This window comes from Dorea sp. 210702-DFI.3.17, assembly GCF_020560825.1.
In the GTDB taxonomy this organism is placed as follows: domain Bacteria; phylum Bacillota; class Clostridia; order Lachnospirales; family Lachnospiraceae; genus Dorea; species Dorea formicigenerans.
The window spans coordinates 23,482-38,202 of sequence record NZ_JAJCNB010000025.1; the positions used below are offsets into that span (position 1 = coordinate 23,482).

A 14,721-nucleotide genomic window follows, 5' to 3' on the forward strand; every position below is an offset into this window, starting at 1 on the left:
ATAAGTGAATGTAGTTCAAGAATTTTACATTCATTCATCTGCTTTTGTCTACTGTAATTTTATATAATTACAATTTTTAACTCCCATTTCGGAAAGTATCTTCATCTCTCTTTTCTGACAGGTGAACAATAATACCTGTTTTCCACTTTTTGCAAGCCATTCCAACACACTTTCCAGCCGTTCCTCGTCATAACTTACAAATGTATCATCCAGAATCACCGGAAGTTCTTCTTCTAACAGTACTTCTGATGCTGCCATTCGAAGTGCAAAATATACCTGCTCTGCTGTTCCCTGGCTGACTCTTGCAATATCTACTTTGCGCCCTTCACTCAGTAAGCTGATATTTAATCCTTCTTCTACATTTAATCGGGTATATTTCCCTTCTGTAATAAATTCCATAATCTCTGAAACCCGGTCATTTAATTTTCCTCGAAGCTTCTTCTGCATCTCTCCAGAAAGTTCCTGAATTTTATCAATCGCAAGCTGTCTTGCCTCCGCCTGGGCATTCAGAATTCTCTCCTCATCACTGATCCCGTCTAACTCTTCCAGGTCTTCCTTTAGATTGGAATAACGTACCCGCTTATCCCCAAGCTCCAACGCATTTCTCTCCAGTTCCCATTTCAGACGGTCTGTAGGAATCTTCTCCTCTTGAGGTGTAATCTCCTCCAAAATTTTTTCCGGCTCTGTCTTCTCAACTTTTTTACTGATCTTCATCCGGTTCCACACATAGATGCTGGAAAGCAATACTAAAATAATTGCGACCAGATAATTCCACGGACGTTTCAAAAGCCACGCACACAGAACCACTGCCAGTACCGCTGCCAATATTTCCAATGGATGTACTCTCCATTTAGATGGCCGTATCTCATCTATCATGTGTTTGGGTTCTTCTTCATCCTGCTTAAGCAACAGCCTGGATTCTCGCTCCCGCACTTTTCTAAACTCAATCTCTTCTTCCAAATGTGCCTGTTCTTCTTCCAGTTTATGAATATCACGCCACACATAAGACATTTCCTGAGAAATGTGTTCTCTTTTATCCTGGCGTTTTTCCATTTGCTTTTGCATCTCATGCAAACTTTCTTTTTTCTGCTCTTTCAAATAATCTATAGCTGCCGCCAGATCAAGTTCCCCATCTCCGGTCGCATAATAATTAGATGCGTAATTTTTCAATTCCTCGGAGAGCGTCATTCCAGGCTTTACCCTCATCTGTGCCATAGCCATCGTATCATCATAAATTTGTGGACTCAAATCACCCATGAGCATCTGAAGATCTCCATCTTTCACAGACAATTCTTCTGCATCTTCCAGACAGACAAGCGTCTCATTTTTCCCATACCGGTCAAAATTTCTGGACAGAAGAAATTCCTTATCTCCTGATTCAAATTTCATTTCCCCACAATAATAATTCGGATTTTCCCACGGTTCATATCTGGAAAATGTATCCTGCGCCGCAGCTCTTCCACGCCCTCGTTCCAACCCAAAAAGCATAGCTCTGATAAACGTATAAAGGGTAGACTTTCCAGACTCATTTTCTCCATATATCACATTCATTCCATCTAAGAAATGAATTTCTTTATTTGTAAACTTTCCAAAGTTCTTAAGTCTCAACTCTTTGATTTTCATATTAGCCTCTTCTTGTCTCCATCAATGCCCGCACTCCCTCACAAAGCACCTGATGTTCCAGACTATTCTCAGGATACTGTTCCAGCTCTGCCACAAATGCCCCAAGAATATTTCCCTTATTTGCTTCTTTCAACTTATCGAACTGATACGCCGGTCGTGTCTGATCTGTAATCTCGATCACATTTCCATATGGATCCAGCGTGTCCACATTGTAAGAAATTTCCGGGTCACGCATTCCGTCCAGAATAATCTTGTAAATATTTTCCTTTCCTTTTTCATCTATAACTTTCGCAACTGTCTCTTTTAGTTCATGCTCTGTCATAGACGGATTTGCTTCGATCGTCTGATGTATGTAAGATCTCATTGCAAATGGTACGAATCTTATCCTGCATCCCTTGGTCGTGATCTCTCCGTAAATGTATCCGTGCGCTCCAGTATCGTTTTTATCGATTGGCTCCAACGCTCCGGCGTAAGCAATTTTATCCGGACAGATAATCTGCGGTTTATGGATGTGCCCCATTGCAATATAATCATAACCAAGCCCCAGCAGATTTTCTTTCTTTATCGGAATATGGCTGTCATCTCCTCCGTGCGCAAGCAAAATCTCATATGGCTGTCGCCGCTGTGCAAATGCATCACAATAGCATTCCTCTGTAATCTGTTTCGTATCATAGCTCATGCCATAGATTGCCAGACTGTATGCTGGAAATTCCACGCATTGAATCTCCCTGTCCAGAATCATATGCACATTTTTTGACCACTGAAACGTCCGATAATAAGAATCTCTCTTCAGATAATCATGGTTTCCTGCAATGATAACCACCTCAGTCATGGTCAGTTTTGAAAAAAGATAATCCAGTTCTTTTAGTTCCCGTCTGAGCGGCTGCCTGTGAAACAAGTCGCCTGCGATCAGAAGCATTTCCACATGCTTACTTTCACAGACTTCGAGTACTCGTTCAAGACTGGTCCATATCTCCTTTTCCCGCTTTTCCTTTCGGGAGCTTCCAATGTACGGGTCTGCCCCCAAATGTATGTCTGCGATGTGTATGAATCTCATTTTTTCTTCCCTCTTCATTTTCTTCCAGTTCATTTTCCGACGGCAGTGTCACAATAAATTGCGTATGTAAATCGTCACTTTTCGCCATGATCTGTCCATCATGTAGTTCCACAATCTCTTTTGCAATCGCAAGACCAAGTCCTGCTCCTCCGGTTCCGGTCGACCTGGAATTATCTACCCGGTAAAATTTTTCAAAAATCGTCTGCAGCATATCTCCCGGAATCCGGTCTCCGCTGTTTGTAAATGTAATCTCGATTTTATTATTTTTCATTCTGGCCTGAATCTCAATTTTGGTATTCTCATAACAATATGCAATGGCATTTCTCAAAATATTATCAAAGACACGGGCAAGCTTGTCCGGATCACCGTAAACTTCCAGATTCTCTTCCACATCCACATCACAAGTAAGCTTTTTTTCCTGAAGTACGCCATAAAGTTCGTCTGCAATCTGCTCCAGCATCATAGTCAAATTGATCTTCACCGACTCCAGCTCGATATTCTGCAAATTGTACCTTGTAATGTCAAAAAACTCATTAATTAATTCACCGAGACGATTGGATTTCTCCAGAGCAATATGAATATATTTCTTTCGCTCCTCCTCCGGCATCTTTGGATATCCGTCCAGCATACTTAAGTAAGCCACAATAGAAGTCAAGGGTGTCTTTAAATCATGCGCCAGAAACAACACCAGATCATTTTTTCGTTTCTCGCCTTCCACTGACTCCAACTCCTGCCGTTTCAGGGTAGCTTTAATCTCATTTAATCGAATCTCAATCGGTTTCAATTCTGTGATCAGGTGAATCGGTTCCGTAGATTCCGACAGAATATTTTCAATTCCCTCTCCCACCTGGTCCAGATACTTTGTCATTTTCGAAAGTGCCACATAGAAAAAAAGAGCAAACAAAAGCAAAAAGCCTACAACCATGAAAAATGTCTTGTTATCTCCTATCAATTTCCAATACAGGCTCCGTGCAGTCGGTTCACTCACTTGCAGTTTCGTCATTATTTTTACAAAATTCCTGGCGAAACTGTCATTATAAATTCCATCGATCACATAATTCAGCAAAAATCCACCCACCAGAACTGTCAGTGCCGTAACAAGCACCGTCTGCAAGAGAATACTGAATTTTAATTTACGATAATTATTCTTCAACCTTATATCCAACTCCCCATACAGTCTTAATGAAATCAGATTTTCCGGTAGGTCCATTCATTTTTTCCCGCAAATGCCGGATATGAACCATGACCGTATTGTTGCTGTTCTTATAGCATTCTTCCTTCCAAACCTTGTGGAATAACTCCTCAGAACTAATAACCTTGCCTCGGTTCTCACAGAGCAGCCACAGAATATCAAACTCAATCGGTGTCAGTGTCAGCGGCACTTCATTGTAAGTACACTCATGAGACTGCCGGTTCAGGAACAGACCGCCAAAATCAATCACATCCCCCTCGTCCTTCGTACCCTCATTGTACTGCGTATAGCGTCGAATCTGTGCTTTCACCCTGGCAACCAGCTCCAATGGATTGAAAGGCTTTGGAATATAATCATCCGCACCAAGTGTCAGACCCGTGATCTTATCCATATACTCCGTCTTCGCTGTCAACATAATCACAGGAAATGTATATTTCTCCCGAATCTGCTTCAAAATCTGGAATCCGTCCACATCCGGAAGCATGATATCCAGAATCGCAAGATCAATCTTCGTACTGGCAATACAATCAAGCGCTTCCTGACCCGTATAAAATTTCAGCACATTATACTGATCATTCTTCAAGTATAACTCGATAACATCAGCAATCTCTTTCTCATCATCCACTACTAAAATATTCATACAATTCTCCTCTTTTTCAATTGAGGACGGGGTTTTTTCAAAAAAACCCCGTCCCCAATTGAACTTTAACCTGTCCCTTTCTGATTGTGTCAAACATTTTCTACAATTTCAGGGGCTATTTTTCTGTTATAACTCGCAGTTATTTACTGTTCTTGGGAATGGTACTACGTCACGGATATTGCCCATTCCTGTCAGATACATGATGCATCTCTCGAATCCAAGTCCGAATCCGGCATGTCTTGTGGATCCGTATTTTCTAAGGTCCATGTAGAATCCGTAATCTTCTGTCTTCATTCCGAGTTCTTCCATGCGTGTTGCAAGCTTCTCGTAATCGTCTTCTCTCTGGCTTCCTCCGATGATCTCACCGATTCCTGGTACGAGGCAATCGACTGCTGCCACGGTCTTTCCATCTGGGTTCTGTTTCATGTAGAATGCTTTGATATCTTTCGGATAATCTGTTACAAATACTGGGCGTTTGTATACTTCCTCTGTCAGATAGCGCTCGTGCTCTGTCTGAAGATCGATTCCCCATGATACTTTGAACTCGAATTTATCGTTGTGCTTCTTTAGAATCTCAATTGCATCTGTGTATGTGATTCGTGCAAATTCAGATGTTGCAACGTTGGTCAGTCGATCGATCAGCCCTTTGTCTACAAATGAATTGAAGAAGTTCATCTCTTCCGGTGCGTTTTCCATCACATAATTGATGACATATTTTAACATGTCTTCTGCAAGGTCCATGTCGTCCTCCAGATCTGCAAATGCCATCTCAGGCTCTAACATCCAGAACTCTGCCGCATGTCTTGTTGTGTTGGAGTTCTCTGCGCGGAATGTAGGTCCAAATGTATAAACATTTCCAAATGCCTGTGCGTATGTCTCTGCATTTAACTGTCCGCTTACGGTAAGGCTTGTCTCTTTTCCGAAGAAATCCTGTGTATAATCTACTGCACCATCTTCTGTCTTCGGTACATTTTCCATGTCCATCGTTGTTACGCGGAACATCTCTCCGGCTCCTTCACAATCACTTCCTGTAATGATCGGTGTATGTACATACACGAATCCTCTCTCCTGGAAAAATTTGTGAAGTGCGTATGCCGTCAGGGAACGAACACGGAATACTGCCTGGAATGTGTTTGTTCTCGGTCTTAAATGTGCGATAGTACGAAGGTACTCAAAGCTGTGACGCTTCTTCTGAAGCGGATAATCCGGCGCGGAAGCGCCTTCTACTGTTACAGTCTTCGCCTGAATCTCAAATGGCTGTTTTGCCTGTGGTGTTGCAACCAGTGTACCTGTTACAACAACAGCTGCTCCTACATTGAGTTTGGAAATTTCCTCAAAGTTCTCCATATCATCATGATATACGACCTGAAGTGGTGTAAAAAATGTTCCATCATTGATGACAATAAAGCCAAATGCTTTGGAGTCTCGGATACTTCTTACCCATCCCCCAACGGTAATTTCTTTATCCAGGTATGCTTCCTGGTTCTTGTATAATTCGCGAATTTCAATTAAATTCATACCAAATACTCCTTCTACTGTCTTAAAAATCCTTTCTTCTGACGCCATGCATAGGAAATGCACCTTCCTATTATACAAAGAAATGTGTCAGATGCCATATATCGTTTATTATAGCACAGAAGTTGTGATTACCCAACCCCTGACTCGTGCGATTATTTACAATTCACCGATTATTCACCGATTATCTCACAGATTATTTACAATATCTTATTTACAATATTTACGATACTTACGATTATTTACAATTTATGACTGATTTATGTCTCAATTAGTTATTCACTCCATGATGCGCTACGAAGCTATCACGATCCAGTGCTTTAAATGTATATCCCAGTGACTGATAATGTTCTACAATCTGTGGCAATGCCTCTACGGTCGTCTGTTTTCCATGGGAATCATGACAAAGTAAAATGATGTTGTTAGAATCAAAGCTCGTTGCCTGCGCCACCAGTTCTTCGGTCGTTCTCACAGACCCATCGCCGGAACTTCCATTCCAGTCATAATACTGGTATCCACGGTTTTGTACTTCCTGCACAAGCGTGGACATGATTCCTGCTGTATATTTCTTTGATACAGTATTTGATGATCCACCCGGGAAACGGATAAAACATGGTACATAGCCAATCTCTTCCTGTACCATCTGCCCAATCTGATCCAGATCCTGAAAATACGCATCAACCGATGCATAAACCTTAGCATAATCATGTGAATATGTATGCATTCCAATTATATGTCCCTTGTCATACGCAGCCTTTATCATATCTTTGTATTCCGGCATCTCACCTGTCACAAAAAATGTTGCCTTTGCATTATATTTATCCAGAATATCCAGAACTGCCTGTGTATTATCTGATGGTCCGTCATCCAATGTCAGATACACGATTTTCTCATCGGACTGTTCTGTCGTTCCGACTGAAACTCCCGGTTGCACTGCAAAATTACTACGGTCAGGAACTGCCGCGTCTCTATCATCAGTCTCCTCTTCCGTACCCTCCGTCTCTTCTTCTATCTCATTTTCTTTCTGCGCAGCTTGGGATGTCTGCTCTGTCTTTTTCGCCTTCTGATCATGAATCTTCGCAGCCTCTTTTACACTTTTATCTCTCTGAATAAAAATTGCCACTGCTGCCATGATCAGCAGTACAAGAATAATCATTTCTATTGCTACTATTTTATTTCTTTTACCACCCTTGTTTTTCTTTCCGTTATCATTTTTTCCGGTCTTTTCTTCTCTATCTGACATATATCCTCCTATTTTATTTCACAAATCTATTGTTTCAAACCTTTTTGACTCTAATATCATTATATGCGACATAGCCACTTCTATCAAGACTGACCATTTGTATCCCCCGGAAATTATACGTTCAAGAACGCCTTCGGAATTGACATCCTACGAAAAATGTATAAAATTGACTTCAGAACCAACTAGTTCTGTTATCTGTAAAAATATTGGGGTAAAAGCTCCCCACTATAAAAATACGACAGGAGGCATCTTATGACATCAACCGCAACATACCCTACTATCTCCAACTGGCTTGACAACCACAGAGATGAACTTATTCAGAAATCATGCTATATCTTCGAACATCCGGAAACAGCTTACAAAGAAAAACTCTCTTCAAAATGTCTTGCGGATTACCTGGAAACACAGGGATTTCAAATAGAATGGAATACTGCTGGAATCGAGACTGCATTTACTGCGGCCTGGACCAATTCTGACATCGATATTACTAAAATCCAGCCAGCCGGGAAAAACGTTTCATCTTCTAACGAAGTTCCAATCATTGGTTTTCTCGCTGAATATGATGCTCTTCCGGAAATCGGACACGCATGCGGACACAATCTTCTTGGAACAGCAGTCTGCGCAGCTGCCTGTGCATTGAAAGCAGATTATGAATCCTCTGGTGAACCGATTGTAATTCGTGTTTACGGCTGCCCGGCGGAAGAGATCATGTCCGGAAAAATTATTATGGACGAACAGAATGTGTTCGATGACCTGTCCATCGCAGTGACCTGGCATCCATTCGACCGCAACCGTGTCAGCAATGACATCTGGCAGGCGCAGGACATTAAAAACTATACATTTCACGGAGTCAGCGCACATGCCTCCCGCTCACCGGAAAGCGGTCGCAGCGCCTTAGATGCTGCCGAGCTTATGAATATTGGCGTGAATTATCTCCGCGAACATGTAACAGATGACGTCCGCATGCATTATGCTTACATGGATAATGGTATTCCGGCAAATGTTGTACCTGACTTTGCAAAGACGAATTATTTTATCCGCTCTACCAAAAGAAGCCGCACGGAAGATGCAAGCAAACGCGTGGATGCATGTGCAAAAGGTGCAGCTATGATGACCGGAACAACTGTCGATATCGAATTAGTTGGAAGCTGCATGGAAATGAAAGTCAACCGTCCGCTAGTGGAAGTTTACTATGAAGCTATGACTCATATACCGACACCTGAATATACAGATGCAGAACTGGATTTTGCAAAAGACATTTCAGAAAAGGCCGGACTTATGAACAATGGAAAATATTTTGCAGGACTTTATCCGCTGGAGGACACGCCAGTTCCACTTTCCATTGGAACCGATGCCTCCCAGGTCAGCCATACTGTTCCCCTCATCACCATCAGCGCTGCTACTATGTGCCACGGCACCGCACTTCACCACTGGGCAGCCAGAGAACAGGCCGGCATGAGTATTGGACATAAAGGTATGCTTTATGCAGCCAGATGTATGGCAGAAGGTACAAAATTGTTGCTTTCTAAACCAGAATATTTACAGGCTGTGTGGGATTATCATAATGTTCCTCAAGACTAAATATGCACTTTCTGATGAGTATCTGACATTATAGAAATTGTACTCAGGCAAAAGTGTAAAGAAATTGCAAAAAAATTCATATTTGTGTAAAAAAATTCATTATAACCCTCCTCGAATAGTGCTAAAATGAAAACTGTTTTTTAGCACTTATGATTGAGGAGGATTTTAATTTACAATGGAAAAGAAAAAACGCTTTAAAATGCCACATGCGTATGTCATTATTTTCATAATGACAGTCATCACTGCAATTCTGGCTAACATTATTCCAGCCGGTACATTTGACCGTGTCGAAGACGCTTCCGGTAACTCTGTTGTTGTCGCAGACAGTTTTCATCATGTCGATAAAATCGGCTGCAGCATTTTTGATATGTTCAAATCTTTCCAGATTGGATTTGAAGACAGTGCACAGATTATTTTCTTTATCATCTTTGCATATGCATTTGTATATGTACTTTTAAAAAATGGTACATTTGACGCACTGGTTGGTTCTGTACTTCGTAAAGTTGGTAACCGTATCGAACTGATCATTCCGGTATGTATGATTTTATTCGGACTTCTCGGTTCCACCATGGGAATGTTTGAAGAGACTTACGGACTGATTCCTGTGTTTATCTCCATCGCCATGGCACTCGGATACGATGCCATCGTCGGCGGCAGTGTCATTTACCTCGGTGTCGCAGTTGGATTTGCCGCTGCAACCATCAACCCATTTACTATTGGTATCGCCCAGGAAGTTGCAGGCGTGAAGATGTTCTCCGGTCTTGGTTACCGTATTCTTTGCTTTGTCGTATTCATGGGCATCAGTATCTGGTATGTATGGCGCTATGCACGTAGAATCCAGAAGGATCCGACAAAATCTTACCTTTACGGAGAAAAGATTGAGACGCTCGAATGTGCTTCCCGTGAGGAAATGATGGAGATCAAGATGACAACCACTCACAAACTGAGCTGTCTGTTATTCGTATTTACAATTGGTATGCTTCTTTACGGAACGATCAAACTTGGCTGGTACATCGACGAAATTGCAACCCTGTTCATTATTATGACAATTGTATCCGGACTTGTATCCAGATTTACACCAAGTGAGATTGCAGATATTTTTATCGAAGCAAGTAAGGAAATGATGTATGGTGCACTTCTTGTTGGTATCAGCCGAAGCATCGCTGTTATCATGGAAAATGCACAGATTATTGATACCGTTGTATACTGGCTCGCTACCATGCTCCAGCATTTCCGCGGTATGGCAAGTGCAATGGGTATGTTATTTGCTCAGAACATTATCAACTTTTTTATCCCAAGTGGTGCCGGACAGGCTCTGATCACAATGCCAATCCTTGCCCCAGTCGGAGAAATGGTTGGTGTCAGCCGTCAGGTCAGCGTCCTGGCTTACCAGTTTGGTGATGGATTCTCTAACATTTTCTGGCCAACAAGCGTATTTATGATGTGCGGAATCATGAGACTGCCAATTAACAAATGGTATAGATTCGTAACACCACTGTTCCTGATCATTTTCGCTGCTTCAATCGTATTACTCGGAGCTGCGGTAGTGATAGGATATTAGTTACCGTTAATAGCATAGAGTGAAATAATCTTTCCCAGGCACGCTCTCGCTACCTTCCGCTGGCAGCGGTACATAAGGCGCTAAAGAACACCGCCTAAGTACCGGCCGCGTCAGAGTACCCGTTTCAAGATTATTTCACTCTTTTATATTGCGGTAAACCGGAAGTATGAATGTGAGTATGGCTGTGCAAAGCTTTCTTTTTAGGGCTTTTGTAAGTCTTGATAGAGAAATGTGAAGCTGATATAAAATATTTTTTAAGGAGACTGTATAATGAATAAAGAAGAACTTTATCTTGCAGAGGATAATCTTGCTGCTGAGATTGAAGAAATCAGTGAGTTTGTGTTTAATCATGCGGAGCTTGGCAGTGAGGAATTTAAGTCCTGTAAGTATCTTGTTGAGAAATTAAAAGAGCATGGATTTACGGTAACTTGTCCGTATCTGGATCTTGATACTGCTTTTCGTGCAGAACTTTACTGTGGTGAGGGTCCGAAAGTTGCTGTGCTTCCGGAGTATGATGCGCTTCCGGGATATGGTCCGAACAAGGACGAGGTGGCCCACGCGTGCGGACATAACTGGATAGCCGCTTCCACACTCGGTGCTGCCCTGACTCTGGCAAAATTCAAAGATCAGATCAACGGAACGATTGTTGTCATCGGTGCCCCTGCCGAAGAGACAACCGGTGGTAAATGTGATATTGCCAACCGTGGCGGTTATGATGATATCGACGCTGCACTTCAGTTCCACTTAGGCGCTGAAAACAACATGAATATTATGACTCTGGCTATGGATTCCATCGAATTCCGATTCCACGGTACTGCATCCCATGCAGCCGCCTACCCGGAAAAAGGTGTCAATGCTCTGGACGCTGTAAACCTGATGTTTGCAGGAATCAATGCAATGCGCCAGCAGACAAGAAATGACGCCCGTGTAGCAGGGATTATAACTTCCGGTGGTGCTGCATGTAATATTATTCCTGATTACGCAGCATGCCAATTCTACATTCGTGCAAAAGACCGCGCTTACTTGGAGGAACTGACTCAGAAAGTCATTAATTGTGCAAAAGGCGCAGAACTTATGACTGGTGCAAAACTGGAATACTTCAACTTCGAGAATTCTTATGATGACCTTGTATATCATGATGGACTTCGCGCCCTGATGCGTAAGAACTTAAATGATCTGGGGGTTACAGATTTCGTAGACCGTGATGAAGAAGCCAGTGGATCCAGTGACATTGGAAATGTATCTCATGTATGCCCGACCGTATACTGCGAGTTAGATACCGGTGCAAGACCGAAAGTATTTGCACATCACGAGACATTTCTGAAATATGTACATGGAAAAATGGCACGCCATACACTTCATACCGCCACAAAAGCATTGGCAGCTACCGCGCTGGACGTATTCGAAAATCCGGACATTGTAAAGTAATTAAAGAATCGACTAAAAAAGGTCCACCGGACCTTTTTGTCGTATGCTTGGCAACAAAAAATCCTGTAGATATTGTATATCATATACATATCTGCAGGATTTTTATATTTCTTATATTTCTTATATTTCTTTTTTTCTATATCCTTAAAACTCTTCCACCGGCTTCTTATGTATCTTCATATGCAGCTTTCTTACTCCGCTGACAAGCTTTGTCAGATACCGGAACAATGGCTCAGTCGCAATAGAAAATACCACGAACAGCATAATGCATTTTGTGGACATTCCGGTAATCGCGAACAGCTTCGGCAGGAAAATGGAACAGCCTAAAAGTCCAATAACTGAACCTCCCCATACACAGCCACGCAGCCAGTTGAATGGCTCACAGATTTTGAACAGAATCATAAATCCTACAATGGCAAGGAGCATCGTTCCTGCTGTGGAAATGTCTGTCTCTCCCAGTCCAAATGTCTGCCCAAAGACTGCCATGGCAGCTACCGCCAGTACGTCAGTCAGGCCGGCCGGCAGAGCTTTTAACACCACATTTGTCAGGAAATGTCCTTTGATCACATCTTTATTCGGCTGGAATGCCAAGAAGAATCCCGGAATTCCAATGGTGAACATGCTGATCAGTGAAATCTGTGACGGCTTTAATGGATAACTCATCATAAATACAACCGAGAACAGGGACAACAGGAATGAGAAAATGTTCTTTACCAGGAATAGGCTGGCTGATTGCTGGATGTTGTTGACCACTCGCCTTCCTTCTAATACAACTGACGGCATACATGCAAAGTTGGACTCCAACAACACAACCTGCGCCGCCTGGCATGCCGCATCACTTCCCGATGCCATAGCTACGCTGCAATCCGCATCCTTAAGTGCCAGCACATCGTTAACTCCGTCACCGGTCATGGCAACAGTCTTTCCCTGATCTTTCAATGCTTGAACAAACTGACGCTTCTGCCCCGGTGTCACACGCCCAAATACCGTATATTTTGCAATCGCATTTGCAATATCCTCATCTGTCTGAAGTGTCGTCGCATCAACATATTCCTCTGCATTTACAATACCGGCTTCTTTCGCGACCTCTGATACAGTCAGCGGATTATCACCGGAAATAACTTTGACTTCCACGCCCTGCTCTGCAAAGTATGCAAATGTCTCCGGTGCTTCTTTACGGATTGGATTTGCCAGAAGGACATATGCCATCGGCAGAACCTTTCCTGTCAATTTTCCGCCATCTAATGCTGCATCATAAGAGCCAAATACAAGTACACGATACCCTTTTCTTGCATACTCGCTGATATCCGGTTTGTAAGTATCATAATCCTCGCGGAGCACGAACTCCGGAGCTCCGATTACATAAGACTTCTCCCCGAACATGACTCCACTGTATTTTGTCACAGAAGTAAATGGAACAACCTTAGAGGCAGACTGTTCCGTCTTCTTTTTAAAATAATCCTTCAACGCCTCCATGGTGCTGTTATCGCTGCTCATGGCTCCCACAAAATCAGACAGAAGACCATTTAACTCCGGCATCTTCTCTGCATCATATTCTTTTGTCGGGATCATGTCTTTGACACTCATAGAATTCTCAGTGATCGTTCCTGTCTTATCCACACAAAGCACATTGACGCGAGCCAGCGTCTCAATACTCTTCATATCGTGAAGCAGAACTTTCTTATGAGCCAGTCTCATAGAACTGACAGCCAACGCCACACTTGCCAGCAGATATAATCCTTCCGGAATCATACCAAGAACTGCTGCCACCATGGAAACAATACTGTTTCGGAAGCTCTGATCATTAAAGAAAAATCCTTGTACAAACAACGTAATACCAATCGGAATCAACGCAATACCGACAAATTTTACCAACTTATCCAGTGAGCGGATCATTTCCGACTGCTCGCCTTTCTTCATAGCCTTCGCTTCCAATGTCAGCTTGGAAATGTAAGAATCCACTCCGACTTTATCAAGACGGGCATGGCACTCTCCCGCTACCACAAAACTTCCGGACATAAGCTCCGCTCCCGGAGCTTTCGTAATCTCATCAGATTCACCAGTCAACAGTGATTCATTGACTCGCACTTCGCCGGATACTACAATTGCATCGGCACAGATCTGATTTCCCGCTTTGAATATTACAATATCATCCAGTACCAGTTCTTCTGAATCCACTAACGACTTTTTCCCGTCACGCACAACACTGGCATGCGGTGCATTTAACATGTTCAGCTTTTCCAATACATTTTTCGCACGAATCTCCTGCACGATACCAATTAATGTATTAAAAATAATGACTGGAAGAAATGTCAGATCACGAAATGAACCGACAAGACATAACAAAATTGCCAATACAAGAAAAATTAAATTAAAGTAAGTACAGACATTTTCCCGGATAATTTCTTTCGTGGTCTGTGCCGGTGGTGCGACTGACACATTGCGCCAACCATCATCACGGTGCTGCTCCACCTGAGCCTCCGAAAGTCCCGCTTCGGGATCCGGATTATATCTCGGTGTCTCCCGGCGCTCTATCTCATAATCCTGCGGTTCTTCCAGAACCTCATGCTTTTTACGCAATGCCATAAATATTCCTCCTGTGTATCTGAAGCTTCAAGATATCTGCCCGTCATTTTCTGGAAAATCTTAGAATCTATCATACAATATGAAAATTTTTCCTTTATGGTATTTATTATACATCGAAACCCTTTCCCAGACTATGAATTCTTTGTTAAAAAATTCTAAGAATTCCTTAAGAAAAGGGCACCCCTGATTACAGTTAGGGACACCCTTAATCGCTGATGGGGACGTAGTATTTTGGCATTTCAATGTCATTAAGTTAAGGATAAAATTGTAATTATTGAGGCTTTGACACTTCTTT

The 14,721-nt window shown here is 42.5% G+C and carries 10 protein-coding genes; 3 read left to right on the plus strand and 7 right to left on the minus strand.

Features of this window, described 5'->3' with window-relative positions; genetic code table 11:
- Window positions 1-48 precede the first annotated feature (48 nt).
- The 6 genes from LI149_RS11340 to LI149_RS11365 all read right to left on the minus strand — a co-directional run bounded on the left by LI149_RS11340 (window position 49) and on the right by LI149_RS11365 (window position 7,270).
- Window positions 49-1,623, minus strand: coding sequence for an ATP-binding protein (locus tag LI149_RS11340; protein WP_227087030.1), 1,575 nt, complete (start codon window positions 1,621-1,623; stop codon window positions 49-51).
- Window position 1,624: 1 nt separating this feature from the next.
- Window positions 1,625-2,680 (minus strand): DNA repair exonuclease, encoded by a 1,056-nt coding sequence (locus LI149_RS11345; protein ID WP_227087031.1) that lies wholly within the window; start codon window positions 2,678-2,680, stop codon window positions 1,625-1,627.
- A complete protein-coding gene (locus LI149_RS11350; protein WP_168933861.1) occupies window positions 2,580-3,833 on the minus strand; it encodes a sensor histidine kinase KdpD in 1,254 nt (417 codons plus the stop codon). Before LI149_RS11350 ends, LI149_RS11345 begins: the two co-directional genes overlap by 101 nt.
- Window positions 3,823-4,512, minus strand: a complete 690-nt coding sequence (gene vanR, locus LI149_RS11355; protein WP_005337379.1) for a VanR-ABDEGLN family response regulator transcription factor — start codon at window positions 4,510-4,512, stop codon at window positions 3,823-3,825. Before vanR ends, LI149_RS11350 begins: the two co-directional genes overlap by 11 nt.
- Before the next feature lie 126 nt (window positions 4,513-4,638).
- A complete protein-coding gene (gene asnS, locus LI149_RS11360) occupies window positions 4,639-6,030 on the minus strand; it encodes an asparagine--tRNA ligase (RefSeq protein WP_040015708.1) in 1,392 nt (463 codons plus the stop codon).
- A 268-nt stretch (window positions 6,031-6,298) separates the two neighbouring features.
- A complete protein-coding gene (locus tag LI149_RS11365; RefSeq protein ID WP_227143369.1) occupies window positions 6,299-7,270 on the minus strand; it encodes a polysaccharide deacetylase family protein in 972 nt (323 codons plus the stop codon).
- A 252-nt stretch (window positions 7,271-7,522) separates the two neighbouring features.
- On the opposite strand from LI149_RS11365, the gene LI149_RS11370 reads away from it, so the two are divergent.
- The 3 genes from LI149_RS11370 (at window position 7,523) to LI149_RS11380 (ending at window position 11,840) form a co-directional block, all read left to right on the plus strand.
- Entirely contained in the window at window positions 7,523-8,851 is a 1,329-nt protein-coding gene (locus LI149_RS11370) for an amidohydrolase (RefSeq protein WP_005335142.1), read from the plus strand.
- Window positions 8,852-9,026: 175 nt separating this feature from the next.
- Complete coding sequence (locus LI149_RS11375; protein ID WP_005335140.1) at window positions 9,027-10,412, plus strand: YfcC family protein; 1,386 nt, start codon at window positions 9,027-9,029, stop codon at window positions 10,410-10,412.
- A gap of 270 nt (window positions 10,413-10,682) precedes the next feature.
- Window positions 10,683-11,840 carry a M20 family metallopeptidase gene (locus LI149_RS11380; RefSeq protein ID WP_173785422.1) on the plus strand — a complete coding sequence of 386 codons (1,158 nt, stop codon included), beginning with the start codon at window positions 10,683-10,685 and terminating at the stop codon, window positions 11,838-11,840.
- 144 nt (window positions 11,841-11,984) lie between these two features.
- Here LI149_RS11380 and LI149_RS11385 read toward each other — a convergent pair whose 3' ends face one another.
- A complete protein-coding gene (locus LI149_RS11385) occupies window positions 11,985-14,426 on the minus strand; it encodes a cation-translocating P-type ATPase (protein ID WP_227143370.1) in 2,442 nt (813 codons plus the stop codon).
- Window positions 14,427-14,721: the final 295 nt, after the last annotated feature.

Bases quoted from the DNA above. Each gene is read 5' to 3' on its own strand.
- LI149_RS11385 (WP_227143370.1), bottom strand. From the start codon at position 14,426: ATGGCATTGCGTAAAAAGCATGAGGTTCTGGAAGAACCGCAGGATTAT.
- LI149_RS11340 (WP_227087030.1), bottom strand. From the start codon at position 1,623: ATGAAAATCAAAGAGTTGAGACTTAAGAACTTTGGAAAGTTTACAAAT.
- LI149_RS11345 (WP_227087031.1), bottom strand. From the start codon at position 2,680: ATGAGATTCATACACATCGCAGACATACATTTGGGGGCAGACCCGTAC.
- LI149_RS11365 (WP_227143369.1), bottom strand. From the start codon at position 7,270: ATGTCAGATAGAGAAGAAAAGACCGGAAAAAATGATAACGGAAAGAAA.
- LI149_RS11380 (WP_173785422.1), top strand. From the start codon at position 10,683: ATGAATAAAGAAGAACTTTATCTTGCAGAGGATAATCTTGCTGCTGAG.
- vanR (WP_005337379.1), bottom strand. From the start codon at position 4,512: ATGAATATTTTAGTAGTGGATGATGAGAAAGAGATTGCTGATGTTATC.
- LI149_RS11370 (WP_005335142.1), top strand. From the start codon at position 7,523: ATGACATCAACCGCAACATACCCTACTATCTCCAACTGGCTTGACAAC.
- LI149_RS11375 (WP_005335140.1), top strand. From the start codon at position 9,027: ATGGAAAAGAAAAAACGCTTTAAAATGCCACATGCGTATGTCATTATT.
- asnS (WP_040015708.1), bottom strand. From the start codon at position 6,030: ATGAATTTAATTGAAATTCGCGAATTATACAAGAACCAGGAAGCATAC.